Source organism: Halobacillus sp. B23F22_5 (assembly GCF_043497085.1).
Lineage (GTDB): Bacteria > Bacillota > Bacilli > Bacillales > Halobacillaceae > Thalassobacillus.
This window is the reverse complement of the sequence record NZ_JBIEKI010000018.1, coordinates 26,893-43,781: the sequence shown is the minus strand read 5'-3', so window position 1 is coordinate 43,781 and position 16,889 is coordinate 26,893. Positions and strand designations below refer to the sequence as shown.

The window sequence follows — 16,889 nt, the reverse complement described above, 5'->3', positions numbered from 1 at the left end:
TCATATATAAGGACTTTAACGTATCGGAGGAGAAATAATTGGATAGAGAACTTGCATTAGAATTAGTACGTGTAACCGAAGCAGCTGCCATAGCCTCAGCCCAATGGATGGGCCGTGGGGATAAGATCAATGCGGATGACGCAGCTACCTCAGCCATGAGAGCTATGTTTGATTCGGTTGCTATGGAAGGTGTCGTAGTGATCGGAGAAGGCGAATTAGATGAAGCACCGATGCTTTATATAGGTGAAGAACTAGGGAACAAGACAGGTCCTGCAGTAGATATTGCTGTCGACCCGCTGGAAGGAACAAATATTGTCGCAAAAGGCCATAATAATGCAATGGCTGTCATAGCAGCAGCAGAACGCGGTGCCCTTCTTCATGCCCCGGATATGTATATGGATAAAATTGCTGTTGGAAAAAATGCCAAAGGGCTTATTCATCTTGATGACCCGATCGAGCGTACCATTGATATCGTTGCCCGTGCCAATAACAAACGAGTAAGAGACCTGACTGTCATTATCCAGGAACGTGACCGACATGAAGACCTTATCCAGCGAGTAATTCAAAAAGGTGCCAGGGTCAAGTTATTTGGTGATGGTGATGTAGGTGCATCAATCGCCACATGCCTCCCTCATACAGGCGTAGACTTATTCGTAGGCAGAGGTGGAGCTCCAGAAGGAGTGATTTCCGCTGCGGCGATCAAGAGTTTAGATGGCGATATGCAGGCTAGGTTAGCACCTCAAAATGATGCCGAAAGTGAACGTTGTAAAACGATGGGGTTAGAGGATCCGCTTCAGCTATTGACGATGGACGATTTAGTCAAAAGCGACGACGCCATTTTTGCCGCTACAGGTGTGACAGAAGGTGAACTCTTAAACGGTGTAAAATTCCTGGGCGGTGATTTGACCGAAACAGATTCAATCGTCATGCGCGCCAAAACGAAGACCGTTCGTTTTGTAAAAGCTCACCATCACCTTTCACATAAACCTCACTTGGTGATGAATGAAGAATAAGGAGGAATCGGAAATGGAAGAGGAACGTTTCTTTCTCTATGATGAAAAAGAAAAAAGCGATACACGTTTCGTAAGCTTCATGGGAGCAACCCATCGTCATGATCTGGCACTTGTGAAAACAAGCCGCTATTATGGGAAGACTTTGGTTCTCGATATTCAAGGAAACCGCTTTGCAATTATCGGTCATGATGACATCGAAGAGCCAGGCTACCTGGAACATGCCTTCAACTTAAATGAAATTGACGCTGACGAACTTCGTGAATTTTTAAGAGAAGCCATTTAACACACATATAAAAACCCTTCTTTAGCCTCGAGCCAAAGAAGGGTTTTTTAATTGGTTTTTTTCAACAAAAAGTATGCACACCCGAAATTACAATACTCGTATAAATAATCCTCGAGTGTACTGATTTTTGTATCAAAGGTAGCTTTCGGATTCTGATCATCATAAAATCCCCGCAAACGAAGCTGACCATAACCCCAATCACCGACAATATAATCATACTTGCTCAAAATATCACTGAATCGTTGCTCTAAAGCTTCCGCCTGATAACCATTTCTATAATCTCTCACGATTTCATATTGTTTACCAAACAATTCAATCATTACCATCACCTCTTACAATTAACTAAATTTTATCATACTTTTCGCTTTGCCGTCACAGGGAATATTTAATTCGTATGAAATCTCCTGTTTCGCTAAAAAATAATCACATGGGGAGCATTTAAAACAAGGAGGAAATCCAGTGAATAAAACCTTTGCAGCTTCCATCTTGATCAGCGGTATATTGCTGGGAGGATGTGCAGCACAAGAAGATGAAAACGCGATGGATCGTTACGGCAACAAAGATAATAACCAAGGAGCATTGAACGGAAATGCTATGGATAACTACCAGTCACCTGCTGAACGGGATGGTGACGGAGATATGACTGATCAGTTAGGGTATGTCCGTTATGATAAAAGTCAGGTGGACCCACAGGGGGATTATTCTACAAGAGTGAACCGGGAAGAAACGGCGGATATGATAACGAAAATGATTTTAACCATGGATGAAATTACGAATGCAGGGACATTGGTAACAGATGATGAAGTGCTGATCGCTTATGAGAAAGCTGAAGAGGTAGACCGTAACCAGGCAGCTGATATGGTCAAAAAGACAGCACTCAGTCTTGTGCCCCGCTACTATGAAGTCTATGTCTCTGACCAGGAACAATCTTTCGGGGACATCCAAAGCTTAAGTAACTCAAGTATTAATGATGAAAATTATGACAACGTGCTTGAAAATGCCATTAAGCGGATGCGCCAGGCTCCCCAGGGTGAATCAACCTATAATGATGAAACAAAATCAAAAACAGACCCAAGAGACTCAAAAAATGGGATGATGGGGCGCTAAGTAATAGGCAGGAAAGTGAATGGCCACTTTCCTGTTTTTTTCTTTTTTCTGTTTCACTTATTTTCCATAAATAGTTGAGACCGGCATTTCACAAACTAAGGTTATCAATTGGTTGGAGTGACGAATGATGAAACGAACAACTATACTTCTCTTCCTGCTCTTAATGTTTGCAGGAAACCTCTTTTGCTCGATTACTTTTGGAGCAGAAAAAAGCGAAGAAGAGTTAAAAAAAGAAGAAAATCAAACCCGTATGGAATTATATAAAAAAACTGCTGCTACTACGCTCATACCCTGGTACTACCTGGCCGCAGTAGATCAATTTGAACGTCAGGTTAATGAAGACCTCCCTGAGGGCAGAGTAACCGCTATTCAGCCAGAAAATGTATTCTGGAATGGATTGGACAACCCAAACCAAACGGCGCAGCAATCTCCATTAATTACAGAAATGTTCAATGGTTGGGGCAATGACGGGAATGGTGATGGAATAGCAGATAAAAATAACGATGAGGATGTGTTATATAGCATCGCATCATACCTTTCTTCCTTTGGTCATACTCCTGACGATATTAAAATAGCTTTATGGCAGTATTACCATCGGGATTTGAGTGTCCAAACAATCATGAATAATGCACGTGTCTTTAAGCATTTTGGTACTATCCATCTAACTGACCGTAACTTTCCTGTGCCGCTCCATGCCAACTATAGCTACCGAAGCACATGGGGTGATGCACGAGGTTTCGGGGGAAGAAGGATTCATGAAGGTACAGATATCTTCGCTAATTATGGCGTACCTGTGCAATCCACCACTTATGGGGTCATTGAAATGAAAGGCTGGAATAGATATGGCGGATGGCGCATCGGAATCCGGGATATCTTTAACATCTATCACTACTATGCTCACTTGAATGGTTTTGAAGACGGGGTGAGTGTCGGTGATGTCGTCAAACCTGGGGATGTCATCGGTTCTGTTGGAGCCACAGGCTATGGGCCTCCAGGTACCTCAGGCAAGTTTCCACCTCATTTGCATTATGGTATGTATAAAGATAACGGCTATAGCGAATGGTCGTTCGACCCTTATCCATATTTGAGAAAGTGGGAACGGATGGCCAGGGATTAGGAACTGAAAAAATATTTCCCTATGTAAAATAGAGCGCCGTACAATCCAATGTACGGCGCTCTATACTTTATTATTTAGATTTACGGACAGCATTCATGATACTTGCCGTCAGGCCTCCCCATATAACAACCATGCCAATAACCATCATTATAATTGCACTGCCTGTCATATTAAACGACCTCCTCTTTGCTCTGTTTATCTTCCTTCAAAGAGCTCGCATGCCAACGCTTAAAGGAGAGCAAGATGCCAATTACCAGGGCACCTGCCGCTACTGACCATCCACCAAATGTAATGAAGGCATCTGTATATCCTTCATAGTTTCCTGTTTCAGTATCAAACTCTTTTAAAATATTTTGCTTAAACAAATCAAACATCATATAACCGAGCACGATCGGTGTAATAATTCCTAAGCTAACTTTCCACCAGCTGCCTAGGCGGATATCTGATATAGCGTTCGCATGATCCTGAAAATCGGTAAGCTTGCGAAGGAACCATGCAATAATAACTACTTCAACCAACCCTACAAACGCTACACCAAATTGGTTGATGAAATAGTCTGCGGCATCGAGGAAGAATAATCCACCCTGGGTAGCAAACAGGATAGAAATAAGAGCCGCTAAGCCACCACCAATTCCTACAGCGGCAGTACGGGAAATTCCAAGTTTTTCTTTTAGCCCGGCAATATAAGTCTCTGAAATTGAAATTAATGAGGAGAGACCAGCCAAAACTAATGACAAGAAGAATAAGAAACCAAATAATCCATTGAGAGCAGGCAACTCGTTAATAATTTGTGGAAAGACTACAAATGCAAGACCTACGCCGCCACTTACTACTTCAGAGACACCAACTCCACTTTGCTGTGCCATGAAACCAAGTGCACCGAAGACACCAATACCTGCAAGCAATTCAAAACTTGAGTTACCAAATCCGGTAATGAAGGCATTGTTTGTAATATCCGACTTTTTCGGAAGATAACTGGAATACGTAATCATGATTGCGAAGGCAATGGATAAACTGAAGAAAATCTGCCCGTAGGCTGCAACCCATACACTTCCATTCATGATCGTATCAAAATTTGGTGCAAAGAAAGTTTGTAAACCTTCTGCTGCTCCAGGCAAAGTAATAGCTCGAAGCACAATAATCAGGAATAGGACTACAAGAGTTGGTATGAAAATTTTGTTTGCAGCTTCAATACCTTTCTTGACACCCTTGAACAAAACACCCAGAGTAATCAGCCATACGATGATTAATGGGAAAAAGACACCAGGTACAAGGCTTCCTGTTTGACCAGGATCTACGGATAAGTTCAAATAATCACTAAATAAGAAAGCCTCTGTATCTTGTCCCCAGCTTAAGTTGAATGCAAAGTAGCTGTAAGAAATCGCCCATGCAATGATGACAGCATAATACGTAGAAATGACGAATGATACCAGTACTGCCCACCAGCCGAGCCATTCTGTTTTTTTATTCATTCGGAAGAATGAAAGCGGTGCTGAACCACGATATTTATGACCAATGGTAAACTCCATAACTAATAGCGGAATACCAGCAGTCAGTAGTGCGAATAAATATGGGATAAAGAATGCTCCCCCACCATTCTCATAAGCTACTGCGGGGAATCGCCAAATATTACCCAGGCCGATAGCAGAGCCCATGGCCGCTAATATAAAACCAGCCCGCGTCCCCCATTGTGAACGTTTTTCCATAATGCAAGACCTCCCTTTTGTTTTAATTCTCCCTCACTCTTCTATTATGCTTGTTTTTAAGAGAGAATGTTAGAAAAATTTACTTTTTTCAGATAATTAAGCTTATCTGCTTGTATTATACCGTGACTAAAGAAGGGTGTCAAAGAAATATTAAATTATTCAGATTTTTCTATTACAGGAAAAAACAAACAAAAAAAGCGCGTCATGACTTTGACGCGCTTCTTTCCTGTTATTGTTTATTTACTTTAAATGATGGTGAAATCAAATGAATCAAAAGACCTATGACAGCTACAATTACTAATGTCAAAATCAATGGAAGCAGAACTTGACCGCTGAATCCTAACACTAGATAACCAATACCTGCTGCGGAAGCAGCAATCAATGCATAAGGAAGCTGGGTGAGTACATGATCGATATGGTTGGAGCCTGCTCCGGTCGAGGACAAAATGGTTGTATCGGAAATCGGAGAACAATGATCTCCGAAAACTGATCCTGCCAGAACTGCTGATAATGCTGGTAGTATCAGGCTTACATCTGATATAGCAGCAATTTCACCGGCTATTGGCAGCATAATTCCGAATGTTCCCCAGGAAGTACCAGTTCCAAGGGCCATGAAGCCGGAGACCAAGAAAATCAAAAATGGCAGATATGCAGGGCTTATGGAAGCTTTTTCCACAAGGCCAGCTAAATATTCTCCTGTAGCTAATTGATCGATAACGGAACCGATGATCCAGGCAAAAACTAAAATATAAATAGCTGGAAGCATAGCTTTTGTCCCTTCCCACAGTACATTACCCATGTTCGATTTAGGAGCCGGCTGAAGCCCATAGAAAATTGCCGCAGTAATGACTGACAGTAATCCTCCTATGAATAATGAAATATTCACATTCGTATTTTCAAAAGTGGCCAACAAGGTGGCCGTTCCCTCTGTATTTTGAATACCTGTAACTACCATGGCCCCTATGGTTCCGATAATCAACACAGCAATCGGAACTAATAAATGATATATTCTGCCGTTATTATGTGGCTTGAATTCATCATTCAGGTCTCCCGGGATATCCCCGCGTGATGGGTCAGTTACTTCCCCTGTTTCCAATGCTCTTTTTTCATGTTTTCTCATTGGTCCAATATCAAGCTTCATATATGCTGCCATAAACACTAATAATAAAGCAGCAAATACGTAAAGGTTGGCAGGTATCATTTTAACGAAAGCTTCCAGAGGCTGAAAGTCAGATATTTCATTCGCCACGAGAATACTGCCGATTGTACCAATGATATAGGCGCCCCAACTGGAAATGGGAGAGATAACTGTAACCGGTGCAGAGGTAGAATCAATGAAATAAGCAAGTTTGGCGCGTGATATTTTATACCGGTCCGTTAATGGACGAGCTACCTGTCCCACTGCCAAAGCATTGAAGTAGTCATCAATGAAAATGATGATTCCCAAATATGCCGGTACCGCCTGTGCACCCGTGCGAGTTTTAATACGATTGATGGCCCATTCACCAAATGCCTTGCTGCCCCCAGAGGCTGTCATGAAAGCAGTTGCCATTCCAAGCAGGATTAAGAATAAGAAAAGATAAATATTGCCCATATTCCATCCTTCTAGGGATAAAAGATTTGTGGTGTCAACTATGAATATTTCATAAAACATTGTCCAAATTGCTGCCATTGTATCCATAATATTAAAATTATAAAGAAGCAAAGCACCTATAACGATTCCGATGCCGAGAGACAATATAACCTTGCGTGTAACAATAACCAATAAAAGCATTAAAATTGCAGGTATCAAAGAGTAGATTGTACCTTCCATGCTAGTTCCCCTCCATATCTGTGATTCTTAAGGTAGTCACATTCATTTGAATGTGGGGATGCCATGGGTATGTGGATATACTACTGGGGTAAATGAGGAATAAAAAAAGAACAATGAAAGAAAAATAATCCTTCATTGCTCTTTGACAGCAAGTTTGATTATCCTTCATTTCGATCAGTAGCGCACCATGCATCCATATCTTTAGTATGCATGACAGTGCCTTTCCTATTAGGAAAAGCACCAGCATTTCCGTATTTGACCATACTTCATGCTTCGGCAGACAGCCCTTTCACCAACCATCATCGTTGTCATTCTCCAGTTGATTACTCATGCAGCCTGCGCCTCTACCTCACCGATCTGATAAGGTCACGCAATATTAAAATTTCCTAACGTATTGTATCAATTGTTCATGAGTTATGCAAGATATTTTTAATGATTACTGGGATGGATCAACTTGAAAGCCGTCCATAGGGACAGAGAATGACGGTGATTTTTCTCCACCGGAACCATTATAAAAATCAGGAACTGGTCCCATGATCGTACTGTGGGCAACCGGTATATCCGCTGTAACGGTAGAGGTCTTTGTAGAAAAAGGAATCACAATCCTTACTTCTGCCTTGATATGAATTACCAGTTCAAACAGCGCTGAATTAATCCCGTATTCAGTAATATTATTCTCTACATTGGACTCTACATAACCGATTACCTGGAATCTTACTGGAACTTTTGGACCTAGATTGGCAAGCAATGTATTTTTAGTTGCCTGGCCGATAGGGATTCGCACCAGGATAGGTGATTCTTCAATTTCATCTACATCATTCTCTTCATCTAATGGAACATCCAAAGGAGCTCCAGGATCAGGCAAATTGCCCTTTTCTATTTGTCTTAAGTAATTCTGTACACGGAAAGTAGTATTCCTTAATACACGATTGACCACGACTGAATTCCAACCCATATACACGATGTTGCCGTTATTATCCTTTTGAATATCCATTAAATCTTCATAGGTAAGATCATCAGCGATTCGTTTTCCAACAGCATCCACAATCGCATCTCTTCCAAACTGCTTTGTTCTGGTTTCAGCGATTTCAATCAGTGTAGGGGTAATGCCTTTGTTGATGATCCATAGACCAAGAATAGTGAAGAATATAAAGAATATGAAAGTAACTAAGAATATTTTTCCCATCGATGGAGGTGCATGATTTTTAGAATACTTGCTCACCTGATTCCCCCCTTGGGACATCATATGTATCTTTTTCATTAATTAGTATAAGCTTCTTGAAGCATCTGAAATATAACCTACAGGAAATGCAGTAATATCAGGATAGTAACTGGTCAGTTGATTTTGAACGAACGAAAGTTTGGCATAAATTCAAATAGCTATTCTCTTTTTACACATAAAATAAAGCCGTCAAAGATGACGGCTTCTTTGTATATTATCTTATTCTCTTGAAACAAGCTTTAGAAGGGCTTCTTTACCTGTCATTCCAGGAGACCACCCTTTTTCTTTACTTGCGTCAGTCACTTTCTCAAGAGGTGCGTCAAGCAGCTGTTCAATGGTACGGACACCGACAGCCCGACCGGCAATCACCTTACGATCTGCTAACTTTTCACTTAATAAATCTACATCGAGAGCAGCACACATGATATAGCCCTCATCATTAGATACAATCAGCAAGTTGGTTTTAGGAAGTGCCACACTAATAGCAGTAAAGGGGTATTCTTCTATGAAAATCGGTTTCACATCAATGATGGTCCCCACATCCTTTTTGTTTTACCCTATGAGGAAGGACATAAAGGTGTGAAAAGAATTTAAAAAAACTCTAACGTTTGTTCAAACGTTAGAGCTTATATTAATTTTCGCGTTTCAATGTCGCTACAAGCAAATCCCTTAACAGTTCAGGCATATAATATTTTTTCTTCATTGCATACGCTACTTCAGGAAGCAGCCGCCCAAAGGTGAATGTATCTGCGGTAGCTACCTGATAAACAGCGTCATGTTCTAACGGTTCTCCTTTGAAAAGAACTTTTTCTACCCGTTCATTTCCATGGTCATCTTTTTTTGTATGGATTTCAATTCCGGAAAACACCATACGCCCAATGACTTCACCGCGAAAGCCAAACCCTTTCAACTTGATTTCAGTAAACTCTTTAGTATGTGCTGCCCGGATTACTTCAAGGAGCTCATCTCCAGTCAGTTCTACCTTACAAGGGTTCATCGGATGGGGGCAGATACGATGGACATCTTCATAACAAACTTCTCCGGCAGCCAAATGATCGAGTAATACGCCGGCATTAAGCATCGCGATATCCGCTTCCGTCCATTCTTGAAGCGTTTCTACCAGCTCTTTCATCAATTTTGTTTCATGAAACCAGCCTATTTCTTCAGGGGCAGGCAATTCCGTCACATGCTCTTTCAAATTAGCTATCGCTTCTTCCCTGATCGTTTGTAAAGTTTCGGCAGTGACCTGGTCTTTCGCCATATCTTCTGTAGGGATGGCATAGGCTTCTTTTCGTGTCAACTCCCCTATCTCATGATCCCACTCCATCATAACTTCTCCCAGGTGAGTACCATGCTTGCCTGCAGCAGTAAGTAACGTATTTCCAATAAACTCACCACTCCTGAACAGGTGGTGGGTATGACCTCCAATGATGATATCTATTTCTTTAAACCGGCGTGCGATTTCTTCATCATCATTGATGCCAAGATGGGACAGCAGCACGATGATATCTGTTTGTTCGGATAATGCCGACAGTTCTCGTTCTAAGGTCTCATACGGAGGTTCGACACTCCACCCAAGCATGCTATAAAACAATTGGAAGGGAGCAGTCAAACCGATGACCCCGATTTTCACTCCTTGCTTGCTCTCGACCACTTTATGGGTTTTAAGCCATGAGGGCTGTGGTTCCTTCTCTCTTTTCAAATTGGCACATAACACTTCGAAATCAGCTTCATCATATAATTCGTACAATCCTTCACGTGATAAGGTAATGCCTTCATTATTTCCAAGGTTGGCAAAATGGTATCCTGCCTGATTCAACAGCTCGACATTGCCTTTTCCCATCAATCCTTCAGCAATGGGATGGAACCTGTCTACATGATCCCCATTATCCAGCAGCCAATAACTCTGGCCCTGTCTTTCCCGTTTATCTTTTTGTTGATTAAAATATCCAATGATTTGTGGCCAATTTTCAAAATGGCTGTGAAGATCATTCGTATAATATAAGAATATTTTTTCCTTCATCATCAAATCTCCTTATCCTATACCCTTCAAGATCAATCGAATCGCTACAATTATCAACATCACTCTAAGAAACCATTCGACGTACTGTCCTTTCAACACTTTATTCACTTTTGCCCCTAACATGCCACCTAAATATGCTCCTGGAATAAACGCCAGTGTGTATAACCATTCTACATTACCTAATAGGATGTGGGTAACAGAATTGGATATGCTCATAAAGAAAATCATAAACATCGATGTGGCTGTTGCAACATGGGCGGGAAAACCAAATAATAAAATCATGGCCGGTACCATCAAGGAACCACCGCCGATTCCGAATAGTCCGGACATCATCCCCACTGAAAATGCCAACAAACCACCAGCAATCGAAGAATAAGCATACCGGTGTATCTCTCCATCGAGTTCCATTTCCCGTTGGATCCCACCCCGTTTTTTTTCTAACGGGGCCTTCTTACTTTTTCTGGGCAGGAAAAACACACCGAATACTAATAACATTAATATCCCAAATAATAGCGAAAATTTTCCGGCAGAAAAAAACTGATTCAAAAAGGACCCCAGGATCCCTCCAGGAACACTTCCTATAAGAAAAATCCATCCGCTTTTAAAATCTACCCGGTTACTTTTCATATAGGATAAAGCGGAGGACATACCTGTGAAAATCATCGTAATTATAGATATTCCTACTATTTTTTGAGGCGTCGCCCAACTGAACGCCTCGAAAGTCTGGCTTAAGAACAACATGACAGGGACGAGAATGATTCCTCCGCCAAGCCCGGCAATACTCCCGAAAAAAGCCGAAACCAATCCGATAAGTGCGGAGATGATTAAAACGAATACCATTTATTTCACATCCATATTTACATTCTCATACTAACATATCATTGTTTATGTATAGCATGGAAGAGATGATAAACTCTTTTCCATACCCATACCCGTTAAGAAATAAGAAAAACCGTGCTGCTGATTCATATCAACAGCACGGTTCATTTCAAATCGAAAGTGATCGGGGATTAACCGATGGAACCTTCCATTTCGAATTTGATAAGACGGTTCATTTCAACCGCATACTCCATTGGGAGCTCTTTAGTAAATGGCTCGATGAAGCCCATGACAATCATTTCTGTCGCTTCTTCTTCAGAAATACCACGGCTCATCAGATAAAAGAGCTGCTCTTCAGACACTTTAGATACTTTCGCTTCGTGCTCTAACGAAATATTCTCGTTCATGATTTCGTTATAAGGGATGGTATCAGAAGTTGACTGATTATCCATGATAAGTGTGTCACATTCAACGTTGGAACGTGCACCTTCTGCTTTACGTCCGAATTGGACGATACCACGGTACGTTACTTTTCCACCATGCTTAGAAATAGACTTAGAAACGATGGAAGAAGACGTATTCGGTGCCAGATGAATCATTTTCGCACCGGCATCCTGATGCTGTCCTTTACCTGCCAGGGCAATGGATAATGTCATTCCACGTGCGCCTTCGCCTTTCAAGATAACAGCAGGATATTTCATGGTTAATTTGGAACCAAGGTTCCCATCGACCCATTCCATTGTTGCATTGGCATCTGCAGTAGCACGCTTCGTAACCAGGTTATAGACGTTATTTGCCCAGTTTTGAATAGTGGTATAACGGCAATACGCATTTTTCTTAACGAAAATTTCAACGACTGCACTATGCAGGGAGTTTGTTGTATAGACAGGAGCTGTACAACCTTCTACATAGTGGACAGAAGCGTCTTCGTCTACGATGATCAGCGTACGCTCAAATTGTCCCATGTTTTCTGAATTGATACGGAAATAAGCTTGTAGTGGCGTATCCACTTTTACACCTTTTGGTACATAGATGAAAGAACCACCGGACCATACCGCAGAGTTCAATGCAGAAAACTTGTTATCAGATGGAGGAATTACTTTTCCGAAATACTCTCTGAAAAGTTCTTCGTCTTCTTTCAAAGCAGAGTCTGTGTCTTTAAAGATGATCCCCTGTTTTTCCAGGTCCTCTTGCATGTTGTGGTAGACTACTTCAGATTCATACTGAGCAGATACACCAGCAAGGTATTTCTGTTCTGCTTCAGGAATTCCTAATTTATCAAACGTATTTTTGATTTCCTCTGGGACTTCATCCCAGGAACGCTCAGAACGCTCAGATGGCTTAACGTAATAAGTGATTTCATCGAAATCAAGTTCAGCAAGATCTCCGCCCCACTGAGGCATCGGCATTTTATAAAAATGCTCCAATGACTTCAAGCGGAAGTCAAGCATCCATTCCGGTTCTTCTTTATAGCGGGAAATTTCTTCAACAATTTCTTTTGTCAGTCCTCTTTGAGTACGGAAAATGGAAATATCCTTCTCATGGAACCCATATTTATAATCTTCGATTTCTGGCGCCTTTTTGGCCATAATCAAAAACCTCCTTTTGGTGTTATACCGCGACTAAGACTGTCCTTGTTCGTCAACACCTTTTTCCATAGCCTTCCATGCCAATGTGGCACATTTGATTCTAGCCGGGAACTTCGATACACCTTGTAGTGCTTCGATATCCCCTAAATCAAATTCCTGCTCATCAATCTCTTTTCCTTGCATCATATCTGAAAAGAGCTTTGACATCGCCAAAGCATCTTCTACACGCTTTCCTTTGACGGCTTGCGTCATCATGGAAGCAGAAGACATACTGATGGAACATCCTTCTCCATCAAACTTAGCATCTTTGACCAGCCCATCTTCTACTTGCAGCTGCAACTGAATGCGATCCCCGCAGGTAGGATTGTTCATGTCGATGGACATGTGGTCGTCTCCTTCAATGGTTCCACGGTTTCGTGGGTTTTTATAGTGATCCATGATGACTTGTCTGTAAAGTGTATCCAGGTTATTAAAAGACATCGCCAAAATACTCCTTTGTTTTTTGTAATCCTTCGACAAGTCGATCAATATCTTCTTTTGTATTATACAAATAAAAGCTGGCACGGGCAGTAGCTGAAACATCCAGCCAACGCATCAATGGCTGTGCGCAATGATGGCCGGCACGGACCGCGATGCCTTCCGCGTCAAGTACGGTAGCAACATCATGCGGGTGTACATCATCCAGGTTAAAAGTGACCAGGCCTGCGCGTTCTTCAGGGCCATAAATCGTCAGGCCATCAATCTCCCTCATACGATCCATCGCATAGTCGACTAACATATGCTCATGAGCTTCAATCTCCTCAAGCCCAATTTCATTGATGAAATCAATCGCTGCTCCGAGACCGATAGCACCACCGATAATCGGCGTTCCACCTTCAAACTTCCAAGGTAACTCTTTCCACGTTGAGTCGTAGAGATTAACGAAATCAATCATCTCACCGCCGAATTCAAATGGTTCCATGTCATTCAATAAGGCGCGCTTGCCATAAAGTACGCCAATGCCTGTAGGTCCGCACATTTTGTGACCAGAAAAGGCATAAAAATCACAATCCAAATCTTGCACGTCTACTTTTAAATGGGGAGCGCTCTGCGCCCCATCGACAAGCATGACAGCCTGGTGCCGGTGGGCGATTTCCGTTATTTCTTTAACAGGGTTGATCGTACCCAATACATTAGATACATGCATGACTGCTACAATTTTAGTGTTATCCGTAACGGTTTCTTCCACATCTTTTAAATCAATGGTACCGTCTGCTTGAAGCGGGATATATTTTAAGGTTGCTCCAGTAGCTTTTGCCACTTGCTGCCAGGGGATGATGTTGCTGTGATGTTCCATCGGAGTGATGACGATTTCATCTCCCTCGCCAAGCTCTGCACGCCCATAGCTGGAAGCCACCGTGTTGATTGCGGTCGTTGTTCCACGAGTGAATATAACCTCTTGCGTACTGTTAGCATTGATGAAGCGGCGAACCTTCTCACGGGCTCCTTCATATTCATCTGTAGCTTTCGTGCCAAGAGTGTGGACACCACGATGAACATTGGAGTTGTAACCTCGATAATAGTCATCCAATTTTTTAATTACAGAAGCAGGCTTCTGTGAAGTGGCGGATGAATCCAAATATACAAGCGGATGTCCATTAACCTCTTGATCCAGAATCGGAAAGGATTGACGGACAGCTTTAATATCCATCAATTTACTTTCCCTTCAATCACTTGTGTCAACTGTTCTTTCACCGCTTCAATCGGCAGTTGATTGACTACAGGAGCCAGGAAGCCATGAATGACAAGACGTTCAGCTTCTTTTTGGGACATACCGCGGCTCATCAAATAGAATAGTTGCATTGGGTCGACACGGCCTACAGATGCTGCGTGACCGGCAGTTACATCATCTTCGTCAATCAGAAGAATTGGGTTTGCATCCCCACGGGCATCTTTACTTAGCATTAAGACACGTGATTCTTGTTCAGCGTTGGACTTAGAAGCACCATGTTCAATTTTACCAATTCCATTGAAGATGGCAGTCGCTTTATCCTTCATGACGCCGTGTTGCAGGATATACCCTTCGGAAGCTTTACCATAATGGACTATTCGTGCAGTGAAGTTCTGCTTTTGGTTTCCGCGTCCCACAGATACTGTTTTCGCATCACCAAGAGAATTTTCACCCATCAGGTAGGTGTAGTTTTCCGAGATAGTAGAGCCGTCATTCATCTGGCCAAGTGCCCATTCAATTTTTGCATCGCGGTCTGCAACCCCACGGCGATTTACATACGTAGTAGTGCCAGCGCCGAGGTTATCTACAGCTCCAAACGAAACTTTTGCATTATCGTGAGCAAATACTTCAGTAAGAATATTAGTTACTGCTTCTTCGTCTTCATTATTATGAGAAAGATAATTTTCCACATAAGTCACGGAACTGTTCTTATCCGCAACGACAATGACATGATTGAATAAAGCAGCTTCCGGATCTTCCTGCCAGAAAATCGCTTGAAGTGGTTCTTCCACTTGTACGTTCTCCGGAACATAAACGAATACTCCGCCATTCATCAACGCAGCATGCAACGCAGTCAGGCGATGTTCATCTACTTGAATCCCGTCTTTCATATAATATTTTTCTACAAGATCGCTGTGTTCATTAACCGCTGTTTTCATGTCTGTGAAGATGACACCTTTATCTTTCAAGGATTGAGATAAGGAAGCAAAAGCGGCACGTTGATCTCTTTGAATAATTAAGTTTTGTTCAGCTTTATCCTGGTCAATAAAGCTTTTGATTTGTTCTGGTAACTCCGCTAACGACTCCATTTTCTCCCCACGTAAATCATGTGTGAATTTGGTGAAGTTCCAGCGGTCGATTTTTGTTTTATCAGGCTTTGGCATTGGCAGGCGTTCCGCTTGCTGCAATGCATCCAGACGAAGGGTCTTCATCCATTCTGGTTCGTTCAAGCCTTCAGAAAATTTGGTGACATATTCTTTGTCGTACCCTAGTGAGATTTCTACTGTCATGGTATCCCTCCTATCTGTTTACGCTTTTTGACCTACAGTTTCATCTTCAATTCCAAGCTCCTGCTTGATCCAGTCGTAACCTTCATCTTCCAGGCGTTGCGCCAGTTCTGGTCCACCGGACTTCACAATACGGCCCTTCATCATGACGTGTACTTTATCAGGAGTGATATAGTTCAATAGACGTTGATAGTGAGTGATGATCAAGCAGCCGAAGTTGTCGTCACGCATCTGATTAATACCTTTAGAAACGACTTTCAAGGCATCAATATCCAATCCAGAGTCAATTTCATCCAAGATTGCGATAGCAGGCTTAAGCATCATCAATTGAAGGATCTCATTACGTTTTTTCTCACCGCCGGAGAACCCTTCGTTAAGATAACGTTGTGCCATGTTCTTATCCATCTCTAATAAGTCCATTGTTCCGTCCATCTCTTTAATGAATTTCATCAAGGAGATCTCATCGCCTTCTTCACGACGTGCATTGATAGAAGAACGAAGGAAGTCAGAGTTTGTTACACCACTGATTTCGCTTGGGTACTGCATTGCAAGGAATAGCCCCGCTTGCGCACGTTCATCTACTTCCATTTCCAATACGTCTTTCCCATCAATATAAACTTCACCCTCAGTAATTTCATATTTTGGGTGACCCATGATCGCTGATGCCAATGTGGATTTCCCTGTTCCGTTTGGTCCCATTACTGCGTGGAATTCTCCACCGTTTATAGTCAAGTTGACACCTGTTAAAATTTCTTCACCTTCGATCGCTACGTGAAGATTCTTAATTTCTAAAGTAGATCCTGCCATAACTAATACCTCCATATCTATTGTAAATCATTTTTTGATTAAGGATCATCATCCATTCTCAATCTATTCTCATTACAATCTTATATCATTTCGAAACTGTTATCAACTTTTTTCACTGTACGTACCAGACTTTCTAAACCATTTGGTTTAAAAAGTCTACCTTATTAGGATAACACGGACTTTCCTTATTATATAGATATAAACGGAAAAAATCAGGTGGTATGCTACCACCTGATTTTTTTAATTTATTATTTATGCAATTGACGATCTACTTCAGCCACTATTTTACGGCTTTCTTCGTAATCTTTTTGACGACGCTGTTCAACTTTTAATCGCTGATCTAACTTGTTGCTATATTCGGCATAGCCAATTCCGTGGGATTGCTGCATAGCT

Annotated in this window: 18 protein-coding genes and 1 riboswitch; of the genes, 4 read left to right on the top strand and 14 right to left on the bottom strand. The window is 41.8% G+C overall.

Features of this window, described 5'->3' with window-relative positions; genetic code table 11:
* The first annotated feature begins 38 nt into the window (after positions 1–38).
* Both glpX and ACGTN9_RS17795 read left to right on the top strand, forming a co-directional pair.
* Positions 39–1,013, top strand: coding sequence for a class II fructose-bisphosphatase (gene glpX, locus ACGTN9_RS17800; RefSeq protein WP_499595317.1), 975 nt, complete (start codon positions 39–41; stop codon positions 1,011–1,013).
* 13 nt (positions 1,014–1,026) lie between these two features.
* Positions 1,027–1,296 (top strand): DUF3055 domain-containing protein, encoded by a 270-nt coding sequence (locus ACGTN9_RS17795; protein WP_093046015.1) that lies wholly within the window; start codon positions 1,027–1,029, stop codon positions 1,294–1,296.
* A 47-nt stretch (positions 1,297–1,343) separates the two neighbouring features.
* Here the strand turns inward: ACGTN9_RS17795 and ACGTN9_RS17790 are convergent, their stop codons facing one another.
* A complete protein-coding gene (locus ACGTN9_RS17790; protein ID WP_499595315.1) occupies positions 1,344–1,616 on the bottom strand; it encodes a YutD family protein in 273 nt (90 codons plus the stop codon).
* 139 nt (positions 1,617–1,755) lie between these two features.
* Here ACGTN9_RS17790 and ACGTN9_RS17785 point away from each other — a divergent pair, with 139 nt between their 5' ends.
* Both ACGTN9_RS17785 and ACGTN9_RS17780 read left to right on the top strand, forming a co-directional pair.
* Positions 1,756–2,403, top strand: a complete 648-nt coding sequence (locus tag ACGTN9_RS17785; protein ID WP_499595313.1) for a YhcN/YlaJ family sporulation lipoprotein — start codon at positions 1,756–1,758, stop codon at positions 2,401–2,403.
* 127 nt (positions 2,404–2,530) lie between these two features.
* Positions 2,531–3,520 (top strand): M23 family metallopeptidase, encoded by a 990-nt coding sequence (locus ACGTN9_RS17780; protein ID WP_499595311.1) that lies wholly within the window; start codon positions 2,531–2,533, stop codon positions 3,518–3,520.
* A gap of 70 nt (positions 3,521–3,590) precedes the next feature.
* Here ACGTN9_RS17780 and ACGTN9_RS17775 read toward each other — a convergent pair whose 3' ends face one another.
* From ACGTN9_RS17775 to ACGTN9_RS17715, 13 genes are all read right to left on the bottom strand, one after another.
* Positions 3,591–3,689 (bottom strand): methionine/alanine import family NSS transporter small subunit, encoded by a 99-nt coding sequence (locus ACGTN9_RS17775; RefSeq protein ID WP_499595309.1) that lies wholly within the window; start codon positions 3,687–3,689, stop codon positions 3,591–3,593.
* 1 nt (position 3,690) lies between these two features.
* Positions 3,691–5,226, bottom strand: coding sequence for a sodium-dependent transporter (locus ACGTN9_RS17770; RefSeq protein WP_499595307.1), 1,536 nt, complete (start codon positions 5,224–5,226; stop codon positions 3,691–3,693).
* A 229-nt stretch (positions 5,227–5,455) separates the two neighbouring features.
* Positions 5,456–7,039: a Na+/H+ antiporter NhaC family protein gene (locus ACGTN9_RS17765; protein WP_499595305.1), complete on the bottom strand. Its 1,584-nt coding sequence runs from the start codon at positions 7,037–7,039 to the stop codon at positions 5,456–5,458.
* Positions 7,040–7,209: 170 nt separating this feature from the next.
* A riboswitch (Lysine riboswitch) is annotated at positions 7,210–7,394 on the bottom strand.
* Between the two features lie 81 nt (positions 7,395–7,475).
* A complete protein-coding gene (gene yunB / locus ACGTN9_RS17760; protein ID WP_254901714.1) occupies positions 7,476–8,261 on the bottom strand; it encodes a sporulation protein YunB in 786 nt (261 codons plus the stop codon).
* 219 nt (positions 8,262–8,480) lie between these two features.
* Positions 8,481–8,792: a YunC family protein gene (locus tag ACGTN9_RS17755; protein WP_085506696.1), complete on the bottom strand. Its 312-nt coding sequence runs from the start codon at positions 8,790–8,792 to the stop codon at positions 8,481–8,483.
* A gap of 100 nt (positions 8,793–8,892) precedes the next feature.
* Positions 8,893–10,284 (bottom strand): bifunctional metallophosphatase/5'-nucleotidase, encoded by a 1,392-nt coding sequence (locus ACGTN9_RS17750; protein ID WP_499595302.1) that lies wholly within the window; start codon positions 10,282–10,284, stop codon positions 8,893–8,895.
* Between the two features lie 12 nt (positions 10,285–10,296).
* Positions 10,297–11,124 (bottom strand): sulfite exporter TauE/SafE family protein, encoded by an 828-nt coding sequence (locus tag ACGTN9_RS17745; RefSeq protein ID WP_499595299.1) that lies wholly within the window; start codon positions 11,122–11,124, stop codon positions 10,297–10,299.
* Between the two features lie 170 nt (positions 11,125–11,294).
* Positions 11,295–12,692, bottom strand: coding sequence for a Fe-S cluster assembly protein SufB (sufB, locus tag ACGTN9_RS17740; protein ID WP_499595297.1), 1,398 nt, complete (start codon positions 12,690–12,692; stop codon positions 11,295–11,297).
* Between the two features lie 33 nt (positions 12,693–12,725).
* Positions 12,726–13,172, bottom strand: a complete 447-nt coding sequence (gene sufU, locus ACGTN9_RS17735; RefSeq protein WP_028783598.1) for a Fe-S cluster assembly sulfur transfer protein SufU — start codon at positions 13,170–13,172, stop codon at positions 12,726–12,728.
* A complete protein-coding gene (locus ACGTN9_RS17730) occupies positions 13,162–14,382 on the bottom strand; it encodes a cysteine desulfurase (RefSeq protein WP_499595295.1) in 1,221 nt (406 codons plus the stop codon). The genes sufU and ACGTN9_RS17730 overlap by 11 nt, the downstream gene beginning before the upstream one ends.
* Entirely contained in the window at positions 14,382–15,692 is a 1,311-nt protein-coding gene (gene sufD, locus ACGTN9_RS17725) for a Fe-S cluster assembly protein SufD (RefSeq protein ID WP_499595292.1), read from the bottom strand. The genes ACGTN9_RS17730 and sufD overlap by 1 nt, the downstream gene beginning before the upstream one ends.
* A gap of 18 nt (positions 15,693–15,710) precedes the next feature.
* Entirely contained in the window at positions 15,711–16,496 is a 786-nt protein-coding gene (gene sufC, locus ACGTN9_RS17720) for a Fe-S cluster assembly ATPase SufC (RefSeq protein ID WP_028783601.1), read from the bottom strand.
* A gap of 248 nt (positions 16,497–16,744) precedes the next feature.
* Positions 16,745–16,885, bottom strand: coding sequence for a YuzK family famiily protein (locus tag ACGTN9_RS17715; RefSeq protein WP_499595289.1), 141 nt, complete (start codon positions 16,883–16,885; stop codon positions 16,745–16,747).
* Between the last annotated feature and the right edge of the window lie 4 nt (positions 16,886–16,889).